Source organism: Caulobacter ginsengisoli, from assembly GCF_030814835.1.
Lineage (GTDB): Bacteria > Pseudomonadota > Alphaproteobacteria > Caulobacterales > Caulobacteraceae > Caulobacter > Caulobacter ginsengisoli.
On sequence record NZ_JAUSVS010000003.1, the window covers coordinates 255135 to 268323 of the forward strand.

Genomic DNA, 13189 nt, shown 5'->3' on the forward strand with positions numbered 1-13189 from the left:
CCATGGCCAAGCCCGCCCATGTGCTGAGCGACTGGCGCCCGGAGGATCCGGCGTTCTGGGCCCAGACCGGCAAGCCCATCGCCACGCGCAATCTGTGGATTTCGGTCCCCAACCTGCTGCTGGCCTTCGCGGTGTGGATGGTCTGGTCGATGGTGGTCGCCAAGCTGAAACTGATCGGCTTCAAATTCACCACCGACCAGCTGTTCTGGCTCACCGCCCTGCCGGCCCTGTCCGGCGCGACCCTGCGCATCTTCTACAGCTTCCTGGTCCCGATCCTGGGCGGACGGCTGTGGACCACGGTCTCGACCCTGTCGCTGCTGGCCCCGGCCATCGGCATCGGGGTGGCGGTGCAGAATCCCGACACGCCCTACTGGGTGTTCGTCAGCCTGTCCCTGCTCTGCGGCCTGGGCGGCGGCAACTTCGCCTCGTCCATGGCCAACATCTCGTTCTTCTTCCCCAAGGCCGAGAAGGGCAACGCCCTGGCGGTGAACGCCGGCTTCGGCAATCTGGGCGTCAGCGTCATGCAGTTCCTGGTGCCGATCGTCACCGGCCTGGCGCTGCTGGCCCCCATCGTCGGCGGCCCGCAGCTGTCGGTCGACAAGGGCACGGGCGTCACCGCCCAGGTCTGGATGCAGAACGCCGGTTTCGTCTGGGTGCCCTTCATCGTCGTGGCCGCCGCCGCCGCCTGGTTCGGCATGAACGACATCGCCTCGGCCAAGGCCTCCTTCGCCACCCAGGCGGTGGTGTTCAAGCGCCGCCACAACTGGATCATGTGCTGGCTCTACCTGGGCACCTTCGGCTCGTTTCTGGGCTTCTCGGCCGCCTTCCCGCTGCTGTCCAAGACCCTGTTCCCGCACATCATGGTCCTGAAGCTGGTCTTCCTGGGCCCGCTGGTCGGCGCCGCCTCGCGCGCCCTGACCGGCTGGGTGTCGGACAAATTCGGCGGCGAGCATGTCACCCAGGTCGCCTTCCTGGCCATGGCCGCCGGCGTGCTGGGCGTGCTGCAGGGCGTGGGCGCCTTCGGGGCCTCGCCGTCCTTCCCGATCTTCTTCGGCAGCTTCCTGTGGCTGTTCTTCTGGACGGGCGTGGGCAACGCCTCGACCTTCCAGATGATCCCCGCCATCGTGCGCAGCGACATGCCCCGCCTGATGCCGGGCGTGGCGGCCGATGTGCGCCTCAAGGCCTCGGAGATGGAGGCGGCGGCCATCGTCGGCTTCACCTCGGCCATCGGCGCCTTCGGCGGCTTCTTCATCCCCAAGGCCTTCGGCGATTCGATCAAGGCCACCGGCGGACCCGAGACCGCCCTCTACATCTTCCTGATCTTCTACGTGAGCTGCATCGCCCTCAACTGGGCCGTCTACGCCCGCAAGGGCTCGCTGCTCCACACCCCCCAACCCATCAAGGTCCCGGCAGAATGAGCAACACCCTCGACCGCCTGGCGTTCTTCACGCGCAAGACCGAACTCTTCTCCGACGGCCACGGCGTCATGAGCGACGACGACCGGGGCTGGGAGGAGGCCTATCGCTCCCGCTGGCGCCACGACAAGATCGTCCGCTCGACCCATGGGGTGAACTGCACGGGCTCCTGCTCGTGGAAGATCTACGTCAAGGGCGGCATCGTCACCTGGGAGACCCAGCAGACCGACTATCCGCGCACCCGGCCGGAACTGCCCAACCACGAGCCGCGCGGCTGCGCGCGGGGGGCCAGCTACAGCTGGTACCTCTACTCGGCCAACCGGGTGAAATACCCGCTGATCCGCGGCCGGCTGCTGAAGCTGTGGCGCGAGGCGCGGGCCACCCGCGCGCCCGTGGCCGCCTGGGCCTCGATCCAGGCCGACGCCGCCAAGCGCCGCGACTACACCTCGATGCGGGGCTCCGGCGGTTTCGTGCGGGCCACCTGGGACGAGGTCACTGAGATCGTCGCCGCCGCCAACGCCTATACGGTGAAGGAGTGGGGCCCCGACCGGGTGTTCGGCTTCTCGCCGATCCCGGCCATGTCGATGGTCTCCTACGCCGCCGGCGCGCGCTACCTGCAGCTGCTCGGCGGGGTCACCGGTTCGTTCTACGACTGGTACTGCGACCTGCCGCCGGCCTCGCCCCAGACCTGGGGCGAGCAGACCGACGTGGCCGAGAGCGCCGACTGGTACAATTCCAGCTTCCTGCTGCTCTGGGGCTCCAACGTCCCGCAGACCCGCACGCCGGACGCCCACTTCTACACCGAGGCCCGCTACCGCGGCGCCAAGTCGGTGGTGATCTGCCCCGACTATTCCGAGGCCTCCAAGTTCTCCGACCTGTGGCTGCCGGTGAAGCAGGGCACGGACGCGGCCCTGGCCATGGCCTTCGGCCATGTCATCCTCAAGGAATTCCACGTCGACCGGCAGGTCCCCTACTTCCGCGACTATCTGCGCAAATACTCCGACCTGCCGATGCTGGTCCGCCTGGTTCCCCAGGAGGGGGGCTATGTCTCCGAGCGCCTGCTGCGCGCCGCCGACTTCGACGGGGCGCTGGGCGAGACCAACAATCCCGACTGGAAGACCGTCGCCGTCGACGAGGCCACGGGCCAGATCGTCGCCCCCAACGGCTCGATCGGCTTCCGCTGGGGCGAGGACGGCAAGTGGAACCTGGAGGAGAAGGACTCCGAGGGCCGCGAGACCAGACTGCGCCTGGGCCTGAAGGGCGCGCATGACCAGGTGGTCGGCGTTCGCTTCCCCTATTTCGCCAACGCCGCCTCGAACGGCTTCGCCTCCACCGACCATCCGGACGTGCTGGTCCGCTACGTGCCGGTCAAGCGGTTGATGCTGGCCGACGGCGAGGCGCTGGTGGCCAGCGTCTATGACCTGTTCCTGGCCAACTACGGCGTCGACCAGGGCTTCGGCGGCGACCACATGCCGGCCGATTTCGACGACCCGCAGCCCTATTCGCCGGCCTGGGCCGAACAGATGACCACCGTGCCGCGCGACCAGATCGTCGCGGTGGCCCGGGGCTTCGCCACCAACGCCGAGAAGACCAACGGCAAGTCGATGGTGATCATCGGCGCGGCGATGAACCACTGGTTCCACATGGACATGAACTACCGCGGCGTCATCAACATGCTGGTGATGTGCGGCTGCGTGGGCCAGTCGGGCGGCGGCTGGAGCCACTATGTCGGCCAGGAAAAGCTGCGGCCGCAGACCGGCTGGGCGCCGCTGGCCTTCGCCACCGACTGGGCCCGCCCGCCCCGCCAGCAGAACTCCACCTCCTACTTTTACGCCCACACCGACCAGTTCCGCTACGAGACGGTCAGCGCCTCCGAGATCCTGTCGCCCACGGCGCCCGACGGCCCCTGGGACGCCTCGCTGATCGACTTCAACGCCCGGGCCGAGCGGATGGGCTGGCTGCCCTCGGCCCCGGCCCTGAAGACCAATCCGCTGGCGGTGGCCAGAGCCGCCGCGGCGGAGGGGATCGACCCCAAGGCCTACACCCTGCGCGAGCTGCAGTCGCGCAAGCTGGAACTGTCCTGCCACGACCCCGACGACCCGGCCAACTGGCCGCGCAACATGTTCGTCTGGCGCTCGAACCTGCTGGGCTCGTCCGGCAAGGGCCATGAGTATTTCCTCAAGCACCTGCTGGGCGCCTCGCACGGCGTGCAGGGCAAGGACCTGGGCGTCATGGGCCGGCAGAAGCCCCGCGACGTCGCCTGGCATGACGAGGCGCCGGAGGGAAAGCTCGACCTGCTGGTCACCCTCGACTTCCGGATGTCCACCACGGCCGTCTACTCCGACATCGTGCTGCCGACGGCCACCTGGTACGAGAAGAACGACCTCAACACCTCCGACATGCATCCCTTCATCCACCCGCTGTCGGCGGCCGTGGACCCGGCCTGGGAGTCGAAGTCGGACTGGGAAATCTTCAAGGCCATCGCCAAGAAGTTCTCCGAGGTGGCCCCCGAGGTGCTGGGCGTGGAGAAGGACGTCGTCCTCACCCCCATCCAGCACGACAGCCCCGGCGAGATGGCCCAGCCCTTCGACGTCAAGGACTGGTATCTCGGCGAATGCGAGGCCATCCCCGGCAAGACCATGCCGCAGATCACCGTGGTCGAGCGCGACTATCCGGGTCTCTACAAGCGCTTCACCTCGCTGGGCCCGCTGATGAGCAAGGCCGGCAACGGCGGCAAGGGCCTGGCCTGGAACACCGAGCATGAGGTCGACCTGCTGGGCGAACTCAACGGCCATGTGCTGGAGCCGGGCGCGACCGAGGGCCTGCCCCGGATCGATACTGACATCGACGCCTGCGAGACCATCCTGATGCTGGCCCCGGAAACCAACGGCGAGGTGGCGGTCAAGGCCTGGAAGGCGCTGGAGAAACAGACCGGCCGCGACCACACCCACCTGGCCGAGCCCAAGGAGGACGAGAAGATCCGCTTCCGCGACCTGCTGGCCCAGCCGCGCAAGATCATCTCCTCGCCGATCTGGTCGGGCATCGAGAGCGAGAAGGTCTGCTACACGGCCGGCTACACCAACGTCCACGAACTGATCCCATGGCGGACCCTGACCGGCCGCCAGCAGCTCTACCAGGATCACCTGTGGATGCGGGCCTTCGGCGAGGCGCTGTGCGTCTACAAGCCGCCGGTCGACCTGAAGACCACCTGGGTCAAGGACAAGAAGCCCAACGGCGAGACCGAGATCGTCCTCAACTTCATCACCCCGCACCAGAAGTGGGGCATCCACTCCACCTATTCCGACAACCTGCTGATGCTGACGCTGAACCGCGGCGGCCCGGTGGTGTGGATTTCGGAGACGGACGCCCAGAAGGCCGGGATCGTCGACAACGACTGGATCGAGGTCTTCAACGTCAACGGCGCGCTGACGGCGCGGGCGGTGGTCTCCCAGCGCATCCGTGAAGGCACGACCTTCATGTACCACGCCCAGGAGAAGATCGTGAACACGCCGGGCTCGCAGATCACCGGCCTGCGCGGCGGCATCCACAACAGCTGCACCCGCACCGTGCCCAAGCCCACCCACATGATCGGCGGCTACGCCCAGCTGGCCTACGGCTTCAACTACTACGGCACCGTCGGCTCCAATCGGGACGAGTTCGTTGTCGTCCGCAAGATGACCAAGGTCGACTGGCTGGACGAGCCGGCGACCTCGAAGGATTTCGCACAATGAAAGTCCGCGCCCAGATCGGCATGGTGCTGAACCTCGACAAGTGCATCGGGTGTCACACCTGCTCGGTGACCTGCAAGAACGTCTGGACGACCCGCAAGGGCGTCGAATACGCCTGGTTCAACAACGTCGAGACCAAGCCCGGCATCGGCTATCCCAAGGACTGGGAGAACCAGAAGCGCTGGAACGGCGGCTGGGTCCGCAAGCCCAACGGCAAGATCGAGCCGAAGATGGGGGCCAAGTGGCGGATCCTGGCCAAGATCTTCGCCAACCCCGACCTGCCCGAGATCGACGACTATTACGAGCCGTTCGACTTCGACTACGGCCACCTGCAGTCGGCCCCGGAGATGAAGGCGTTCCCGACCGCCCGGCCGCGCTCGCAGATCACCGGCCAGCGGATGGAGAAGATCGAGTGGGGGCCGAACTGGGAGGAAATCCTCGGCGGCGAGTTCGCCAAGCGCAAGGCCGACTACAATTTCGAAGGCATCGAGACCGAGATCTACGGCCAGTTCGAAAACACCTTCATGATGTATCTGCCGAGGCTCTGCGAGCACTGCCTCAACCCCACCTGCGTGGCCGCCTGCCCGTCGGGCGCCATCTACAAGCGCGAGGAGGACGGCATCGTCCTGATCGACCAGGACAAGTGCCGCGGCTGGCGGATGTGCGTCTCGGCCTGCCCCTACAAGAAGATCTACTACAACTGGGAGAGCGGTAAGTCGGAGAAGTGCACCTTCTGCTTCCCCCGCATCGAGGTCGGCCAGCCCACCGTCTGCTCCGAGACCTGCGTGGGCCGCATCCGCTACCTGGGCGTCCTGCTCTATGACGCCGACCGCATCGAGGCGGCGGCCGCGACGCCGGACGAGAAGGACCTCTACCAGGCCCAGCTCGACATCTTCCTTGATCCCTCCGACCCCGCGGTGATCGACCAGGCCCGCCGCGACGGCGTGCCGGAAGCCTGGCTCGAGGCCGCCCGCCGCAGCCCGGTCTACAAGATGGCCATCGACTGGAAGGTCGCCTTCCCGCTGCACCCGGAATACCGCACCCTGCCGATGGTCTGGTACGTGCCGCCGCTGTCGCCGATCCAGTCGGCGGCCTCGTCCGGGGCCCTGGCCATGGACGGCGAGATGCCGGACGTGAAGTCGCTGCGCATCCCGGTGAAATACCTGGCCAACCTGCTGACCGCCGGCAACGAGCCGCCGGTCGTCCAGGCGCTGGAGCGGATGCTGGCCATGCGCAGCTACATGCGGGCCAGGACGGTCGATGGCCGCATCGACCACGCCATCGCCGAGCGGGTGGGCCTGACCGCCGCCCATATCGACGAGATGTACCGCTACATGGCGATCGCCAACTACGAGGACCGCTTCGTCATCCCAACGACCCACCGCGAGACGGTGGAGGACGCCTACGACATCAAGGGCTCCTGCGGCTTCACCTTCGGCAACGGCTGCTCCGGCGGCAAGACGGAACTGGGCCTGTTCGGGCCCAAGACGCGCTCGCGCGCCAAGACCCCCATGGAGGTCAAGTAATGTCCCTCAGCTATCGGGCGCTGGCCCTGCTGCTCAGCTACCCCTCGCCGGCCAATCGGGCCCTGCTCGCCGACGCCGCGGCCGTGCTGCGGGCCGACGCCCGCCTGCCCTCCGCCGTCCGCCGGGCCCTCGGCAAGCTCGCCGAAGACCTCGCCGCCGCCGACATCTACGAGGCCCAGGAGCGCTATGTCTGGCTCTTCGACCGCACCCGCTCCCTGTCGCTGAACCTCTATGAGCACGTGCACGGCGAGAGCCGCGATCGCGGTCCGGCGATGGTGGCGCTGCTGGAGCTCTACCGGTCCAAGGGCCTGGAGCTGTCGGCCAACGAGCTGCCCGACCATCTGCCGGTGTTCCTGGAATTCCTCTCGACCCTGCCCGACGAGGAGGCCGTCTCGCTGCTGGGCGAGGCCAGTCACGTGCTGAGCGCGCTGGGCGAGCGGCTGCACAAGCGCCAGAGCCCGTATCGCGCGGTGTTCGGCGCCCTGACCGCCCTGGCCGCCGATCCGGCTGACGCCGAGGCCCTGGCCTCGCTGATGGCCGAGCCTGACGACAATCCCGACGACCTGGAAGCCATCGACAGGCTGTGGGCCGAGACCGCCGTCAGCTTCGGGCCCTCCGACGTCGGCTGCCCCAAGGCCGACGTGCTGGTGAAGGCCATGAACGCTACGCCCCGGCCGGCGCGCCCCCGCGCCGCCGCGGCCGTCTGAGGAACACCCCATGGACCTCAACCAGATCGCCTTTGGCGTCTATCCCTACATCGCGCTGGCCGTGCTGGTGCTGGGCTCGGTGATCCGCTTCGACCGCGAGCCCTACACCTGGCGCTCGGGCTCCTCCCAGCTGCTGCGGCGCAAGCAGCTGGTCATGGGCTCGGTGCTGTTCCACCTGGGCGTCCTGATGATCTTCGGTGGCCATTTCGTGGGCCTCTTGACCCCGATCTGGGTCTTCGACGCGCTGCACGTACCACACAGCGCCAAGCAGATGCTGGCCATTGTCGCCGGCGGCCTGGCGGGGGCGCTGGCCCTGGTCGGCGGCGGCCTCTTGCTGCACCGCCGGCTGTTCGACCCGCGCATCCGCAAGACCTCCAGCTTCGGCGACACCGCCATCCTGGTCATCCTGATGATCCAGCTGCTGCTGGGCCTCAGCACCATCCCGGTGTCGCTGCAGCATCGCGACGGCCACGAGATGCTGAAGTTCATGCAATGGGCCCAGGGGGTGTTCACCTTCCAGCCGGGCGTGGCCGGCTACGTCGCCGACGTCCACTGGGTGTTCAAGGCGCACCTGATGCTGGGCATGACCATCCTGCTGGTCTTCCCCTTCACCCGCCTGGTCCACATGCTGTCGGCGCCGATCTGGTACCTCAATCGCCGCGGCTGGCAGCTGGTTCGCACCCGGCGCGTCCTGCCCCGCCGGGCCGAGACCCTGCCGCCCGTCTATTCCCAGTCGATCGTCGCCGCTCGCCGGCCGACCCCGCTGAAGGGAGCCGAATAGCCATGCGCGCACTGGTCATCGACGGGGTCGAGATCCCCGAGGCTCTGCTGGCGCAGGAAGCCCAGAACCATCCCGGCGGCTCGGCGGCCGAGGCCCGCGCCGCGGCCGGCCACGCCCTGGCCATCCGCGCCCTGCTGCTGCATCGCGCCCTGGAACTGGGTCTGGAGACCACGGGCCAGTTCGACGAGCGGGGCCGCGAGGAGACGCTCGAGGAGGCGCTGATCCGCGAACTGCTGGACGCCGAGGTTGAGGTCGCCTCGCCCAGCGACGCGGAATGCCGGCGGGTTTATGACGCCGCGCCGGGACGGTTCCGTACCCCGGCGCTCACCGAGGCGTCCCATATTCTGATCGAGCCGCGCTTGAGCGAGCGGGGGGGCGAAGACCATGCGGCCATCCACGCCGCCCATGACGTGGCGGCGGCGATGATCCTGACCCTGGCGGCCGGAGCCGACGGCTTCGCCGCCCTGGCCCGGCAGCATTCCGACTGTCCCTCCGGCGTCACGGGCGGATCGCTGGGCCAGCTGAGCCCGGGCGACCTGGTCCCCGAGATCGAACGGGTCCTGGCCGGCCTGGCCCCCGGCGAGGTCGCCGCCCAGCCGGTGCGCTCGCGCTTCGGCTGGCATGTGCTGCGGCTCGACCGCCGGATCGAGGGCCGCCAGCTGCCGTTCGAAATGGTCGTCGAGGTCATCCGCCTGCATCTCGAGAGCCGGGCCTGGACGTCGGCGGCGGCCCGTTATGTGGCCGAGCTCACGGCCCAGGCTCGCGGGCAGGGGGTCGCGCTGACCCTCACCGACGATGGCGGCGTGCGGCAGGGCTCGGCCACACTGGGCGACTTCCTGGGCGACACCGGGGCCGCCGAGCGGCTGGTTCCCTGGCTGGACGCCGTCGACGCGGACCTGGGCCGGCGCCTGGCCGCCGCCGCCCTGGCCGCCGATGAGACGCCCCCTGACTTCGCCCGCGCCGCCATGGCTGAGTTCGTGGCCGACGCCAATGACGAGCGCTGGACCCAGCTGATCTCCGCCGCCCGCGATAGCGAGGATCCCGCCCTGGCCTGCCTGGCCGCCGTGCTGCGCTCGAAACTGGTTCCGGCCAGGAAGGTCTTCACCGTCATCCGCAGGGTCGCCTCATGAGCCGCCTTAACCGCTCACTGGCCGCCGGCGGCCTCGCCCTGGCTGTCATCGCGCCGGGTCTGGCCCGGGCCGACGAGCTGCCCGGCAAGGTGATCCTGGAGGTTCGCCTGCGCTCGGAATCCGTCGACCAGGAGGGACTGGCCAAGGACGCCCAGGCGCTCACCCTGCGCACCCGATTGGGCTACGAGACGCCCGCCTGGCATGGCTTCAAGGCGCTGATCGAGGGCGAAAATGTCGTCGCCCTCAAGGACGGCTACAACTCGACGACCAACGGCAAGCTCGGTTATCCGGTGGTCGGCGACCCCGAGACCACCGAGCTGAACCGCGCCCAGATCGCCTGGACGGGCCAGACGGCCGATGCCGTCGTGGGGCGCCAGCGCCTGATCCTCGGCAACGCCCGCTTCGTCGGCAATGCCGGCTTCCGTCAGAACGAACAGACCTTCGACGCGGCGAGACTGTCCTACCGGCCGACCAAGGACCTGGCCCTCACCTACGTCTATATCGACCGGGTCCACCGGGTGTTCGGCCAGGGCAGCGCCCAGGGCGAATGGGACAGCGACAGCAACCTTTTCCAGGCCGAGCTGAAGACCAGGGCCGGGCAGCTGACCGGCTATGGCTATCTGCTGGAATCCGACAACGCCCCGGCCCAGTCCAACGCCACCTGGGGCGCCCGGTTCGCGGGCGCCTGGCCGCTGCGGCCCGATCTCAAACTGACCTATGAGGCCGAGCTCGCCCGCCAGACGGACTATCGCAACAGCCCCACGAAATTCGACCTGGACTATCTCGACCTGGGGGTCGGCCTCAAGCGCCCGACGCAGTGGGTCACGGTCGGCTTCGAGCGCCTTGAGGGCGACGGTCACCGCGGATTCCAGACCCCGCTGGCCACCCTGTTCGCCTACCAGGGCTGGGCCGATGTCTTTCTGACCACGCCGCGGTCCGGGGTGCGCGACCTCAACCTGCGGGCCGGCGCCACGTTCAAGTTGGGACCCAAGGCCACACCGGTGACCCTGCAGGCGGCGGCCCACGACTTCACCGCCGACGACGGATCGCAACGTTACGGACGCGAGTTCGATCTCTCGGCCTCGGTCCCGATCACCAAGCGGCTGACCGTCGAGGCGCGGGCGGCGAGCTTCGATGGCGTGCGGCCGGGCTTCGCCGACCGGCGCAAGGTCTGGCTGACCCTGGAAACCAAGTTCTAGCGAGGTCGCCCATGCTGCGCAGTCCCGCCCAGGTCGCCGCCACCCCGGACATCCTGCTGTCCGATCCGATCGCCTGGTTCTTCGCCGAGCATCAGCGGCACCGGCAGTTCTGCGACCTCATGCAGCGCGCGTCGCTGGCGACCCAGTTCGACGAGGGCGTCATCCGCTGGCTGCTCGACTTCGTGATCCATGAGCTGGGCCTGCATGTCCTGGACGAGGAGAACGATCTCTTCCCGCTGATGCGCGCCCGGGCCCAGCCCGAAGACAATATCGAGGCCCTGCTGGGCCGGCTCGCGGGCGAGCACGCCAAGGACCTCGACCGCGCCGCCACCGTGCGCCATCACCTGGAGACCTGCCTTCGCCAGCAGGCCCCCATCGGCCGCAACAACGTCCGCCGCCGCGCGCTGGAGGCCTTCGCGGCGCAGGAACGCGGGCACCTGGCGCTTGAGAACGCCGTGATCCTGCCCCTCGCCCGACTGCGCCTGACCGAACGCGACCTGCTGGACCTGTCGAACCGCCTCGCGATACGCCGCGGCCTGGCCCGGCGCTAAAGGGTGACCGCGAGTCCGCCGGGGGTGGGATTGGCGGTGAGAGAGGGATTCGAACCCTCGGTAAGGTTTCCCCTACACACGCTTTCCAAGCGAGCGCCTTAAACCACTCGGCCACCTCACCGCATCTCGCGCGCTTCTATCGTCGGGGCTGGAAAAGGCCCCGGCGCGGGAGGCGCGCAATATACTCAGGAAGCTTGCGGCGGCAAGCGTGGTGCGGCCGAAAGTCTTGCCGGGGCGAAAAGGGAGTTGGGTTCGTCCGCCTTCAGGTCCAGCAGAAGCTGCGGCCAGTCGTCCTGCCAGCGGGTCAGAATCCTCTGGGCGGCGGGGATGTCGCCGGCGCGGAGGCGGTCGGCGGCGGCGGCCATGTCAGTGCTCGACCGGGCGAGGCGCCGGGTCAGTTTTGGGCTGCGGTCATAGCGTTCGGCGAGCAGGCCAAGCCGGGAGCGGGCCGCGTCCAGCAGGACCAGGGCGGTGGCTGGATCCTTGCGGTACAGGCTGAACTCGGCGGTGCGCTCGGCCATCGCCGCGTCGGCCAGGTAGCTGGCTGAGGTCAGGGGGGTGGGCGTGTCGCCGGTCGGGCAGGCGGCGGGGTCCAGGGCCCGCACATAGGCCGCCAGCCCCTCCAGCACGGCCGGAGGCGGCTCGGGGCCGTCGAATTCCTGGGTGATCAGGCCGTGGATGAAGGGCTCCAGGGCCCTGGCGTCCGGCGACTGGTCGATCTTCAGCGCCGCCTTGGGGCCGCCGAGGTCCGGGATGGGCCGGGGATCGTCGACACCGTTGCCGCGGTGGCTGGAAAAGATCGAGGAGGTTACGTCGGCCGTCCCCGCCGCGCCGGAGACGCCGGGGAACAGGAAGTCGGGGTTGGTGCGGCCGTTGCGGTGGCAGGTCTCGCAGGAAATTCCAGCCCGCGCCGCTTGGCCGCCAAGGATGAGCGGGCTGCGGAAGGCCGCGCGGCCGATAGCGACCTGCAGGGCTTGGCTCGCCTGCGGTTTCAGGCACTCCGGCGGCTGGAAGCCCAGCGCCGCCACGGGATCGTGGCCGGGCGCCAACCAGGCAAAGGCTTTCAGGCCCGCTGGCGCCGCCGCGCCGGTGGTCAGGACGAGGATCAGGCCGCCCAGCGCGATATGCAGCGCCGCTCTCAGCCCGGGTCCCCGCCGGCGGCGATCCAGCGGCGCAGGGTGTCGACCTCGGCGCAGCCGTAGACGCACTGCTTTTCCAGTCTGGCCAGCATGGCCCTTGCGCCGCTCAGGTCGCCGCGCACCACCTTCAGCTCGCCATAGTATTCGGTGGCGCCGCGATGGTCGGGAGCGATGGCCAGGGCCTGGCGGTAATAGTCCTCGGCCCGGTCGAGCTGGCCCAGCTTGCGCCAGCTGTAGCCCTGGTAGGTCAGCACGTCCGGGTGCGGGCCCAGCACCAGGCTGGCCTGGTCGAGCGAGGCCAGGGCGTCGCCATAGCGGCCCTCGTTGATCAGCGACACCGCCGCCAGATAGAGCTTATCGCCGTCCATGGGCCGGAAGGCGGGCAGGGCGGGCAGGGTCAGCGACGCCGCCGGGGTCGCCACCGGCGCCGGAGCCAGGGCCTGTTCGACGCTGGAGACGGCCGCCTTCAGGGTGGCGGCCTCGGGGCATTTGTCGGCGCAGGTGGCCTGGCGGGTCTTGAGGTCGGCCAGGGTGGCCTGGGCCTTGACCGCATCGCCGATCTTGGCCTGGGTCACGCCCAGCAGGCCCAGGCTGACGATGTCGTTGGGCGCCAGCTTCACGGCCTTTTCGAAGGCCTTGCGGGCCCCCTTGAAATCGTTCTGACGGTAGCGGGCCATGCCCAGCATCGACCAGGCTTCCGGCGCCTTGGGGGCGACCTCGGTGACATGGCTGAAGCTGCGCTCGGCCAGCTTCCAGTTCTCGGCCTTGAGGGCGTCGATGCCCTTCTGGTACTCGACCACCGGGTCATAGCTCGGCGCGGTCGAGGAGGGCATGTCGCCGCCGCCTCCGCCCCCGCCGCCCGAAGCCAGGGCCGATCCGGCGCCAAGCGCCACGACCGCCGCGGCGGCCAGCCATACGCGTGATTTCAGGACCATCGTCTTCCTCCCCGAGATCCCCTTTTGCGGGCAGTCTGCCATGGAACTTGGCGTTTGTCCGCTGGATGCTTTCGGCCG

10 protein-coding genes and 1 tRNA gene are annotated in these 13189 nt (G+C 68.8%); 8 read left to right on the forward strand and 3 right to left on the reverse strand.

Translation table 11 applies throughout. From position 1 onward, the window contains the following. Positions 1 to 2 precede the first annotated feature (2 nt). Genes QO010_RS11020 through QO010_RS11055 form a run of 8 tightly spaced genes read left to right on the forward strand, consistent with a single transcriptional unit; the run spans position 3 to position 11037 of the window. Positions 3 to 1418, forward strand: coding sequence for an MFS transporter (locus tag QO010_RS11020; RefSeq protein ID WP_307349096.1), 1416 nt, complete (start codon positions 3 to 5; stop codon positions 1416 to 1418). Further along, on the forward strand, positions 1415 to 5146 hold the full coding sequence (locus QO010_RS11025; RefSeq protein WP_307349098.1) for a nitrate reductase subunit alpha: 3732 nt from the start codon (positions 1415 to 1417) through the stop codon (positions 5144 to 5146). The genes QO010_RS11020 and QO010_RS11025 overlap by 4 nt, the downstream gene beginning before the upstream one ends. Next, positions 5143 to 6669 carry a nitrate reductase subunit beta gene (narH, locus tag QO010_RS11030; protein ID WP_307349100.1) on the forward strand — a complete coding sequence of 509 codons (1527 nt, stop codon included), beginning with the start codon at positions 5143 to 5145 and terminating at the stop codon, positions 6667 to 6669. The genes QO010_RS11025 and narH overlap by 4 nt, the downstream gene beginning before the upstream one ends. Then, positions 6669 to 7376, forward strand: coding sequence for a nitrate reductase molybdenum cofactor assembly chaperone (gene narJ / locus QO010_RS11035; RefSeq protein ID WP_307349102.1), 708 nt, complete (start codon positions 6669 to 6671; stop codon positions 7374 to 7376). The genes narH and narJ overlap by 1 nt, the downstream gene beginning before the upstream one ends. A gap of 10 nt (positions 7377 to 7386) precedes the next feature. Then, the gene (narI, locus tag QO010_RS11040; protein WP_307349104.1) at positions 7387 to 8157 is read left to right on the forward strand and encodes a respiratory nitrate reductase subunit gamma; all 771 of its coding nucleotides are present in this window, start codon (positions 7387 to 7389) and stop codon (positions 8155 to 8157) included. Positions 8158 to 8159: 2 nt separating this feature from the next. Then, entirely contained in the window at positions 8160 to 9287 is a 1128-nt protein-coding gene (locus QO010_RS11045) for a peptidylprolyl isomerase (protein ID WP_307349106.1), read from the forward strand. Next, positions 9284 to 10486 carry an alginate export family protein gene (locus QO010_RS11050; RefSeq protein ID WP_307349107.1) on the forward strand — a complete coding sequence of 401 codons (1203 nt, stop codon included), beginning with the start codon at positions 9284 to 9286 and terminating at the stop codon, positions 10484 to 10486. Before QO010_RS11045 ends, QO010_RS11050 begins: the two co-directional genes overlap by 4 nt. Positions 10487 to 10497: 11 nt before the next feature. Continuing rightward, positions 10498 to 11037 carry a hemerythrin domain-containing protein gene (locus QO010_RS11055; protein ID WP_307349109.1) on the forward strand — a complete coding sequence of 180 codons (540 nt, stop codon included), beginning with the start codon at positions 10498 to 10500 and terminating at the stop codon, positions 11035 to 11037. A gap of 31 nt (positions 11038 to 11068) precedes the next feature. On the opposite strand, the gene QO010_RS11060 is transcribed toward QO010_RS11055, so the two are convergent. The 3 genes from QO010_RS11060 to QO010_RS11070 all read right to left on the reverse strand — a co-directional run bounded on the left by QO010_RS11060 (position 11069) and on the right by QO010_RS11070 (position 13111). Next, positions 11069 to 11158, reverse strand: a tRNA-Ser gene (locus QO010_RS11060). 64 nt (positions 11159 to 11222) lie between these two features. Beyond that, complete coding sequence (locus QO010_RS11065; RefSeq protein WP_307349111.1) at positions 11223 to 12245, reverse strand: hypothetical protein; 1023 nt, start codon at positions 12243 to 12245, stop codon at positions 11223 to 11225. Then, positions 12176 to 13111: a tetratricopeptide repeat protein gene (locus QO010_RS11070; RefSeq protein WP_307349113.1), complete on the reverse strand. Its 936-nt coding sequence runs from the start codon at positions 13109 to 13111 to the stop codon at positions 12176 to 12178. The genes QO010_RS11065 and QO010_RS11070 overlap by 70 nt, the downstream gene beginning before the upstream one ends. Positions 13112 to 13189 lie beyond the last annotated feature (78 nt).

What these genes read in the sequence shown, in the direction of transcription:
- narH (WP_307349100.1), top strand. Translation starts at nt 5,143, where the DNA reads ATGAAAGTCCGCGCCCAGATCGGCATGGTGCTGAACCTCGACAAGTGC.
- QO010_RS11050 (WP_307349107.1), top strand. Translation starts at nt 9,284, where the DNA reads ATGAGCCGCCTTAACCGCTCACTGGCCGCCGGCGGCCTCGCCCTGGCT.
- QO010_RS11055 (WP_307349109.1), top strand. Translation starts at nt 10,498, where the DNA reads ATGCTGCGCAGTCCCGCCCAGGTCGCCGCCACCCCGGACATCCTGCTG.
- QO010_RS11045 (WP_307349106.1), top strand. Translation starts at nt 8,160, where the DNA reads ATGCGCGCACTGGTCATCGACGGGGTCGAGATCCCCGAGGCTCTGCTG.
- QO010_RS11020 (WP_307349096.1), top strand. Translation starts at nt 3, where the DNA reads ATGGCCAAGCCCGCCCATGTGCTGAGCGACTGGCGCCCGGAGGATCCG.
- narI (WP_307349104.1), top strand. Translation starts at nt 7,387, where the DNA reads ATGGACCTCAACCAGATCGCCTTTGGCGTCTATCCCTACATCGCGCTG.
- narJ (WP_307349102.1), top strand. Translation starts at nt 6,669, where the DNA reads ATGTCCCTCAGCTATCGGGCGCTGGCCCTGCTGCTCAGCTACCCCTCG.
- QO010_RS11070 (WP_307349113.1), bottom strand. Translation starts at nt 13,111, where the DNA reads ATGGTCCTGAAATCACGCGTATGGCTGGCCGCCGCGGCGGTCGTGGCG.
- QO010_RS11025 (WP_307349098.1), top strand. Translation starts at nt 1,415, where the DNA reads ATGAGCAACACCCTCGACCGCCTGGCGTTCTTCACGCGCAAGACCGAA.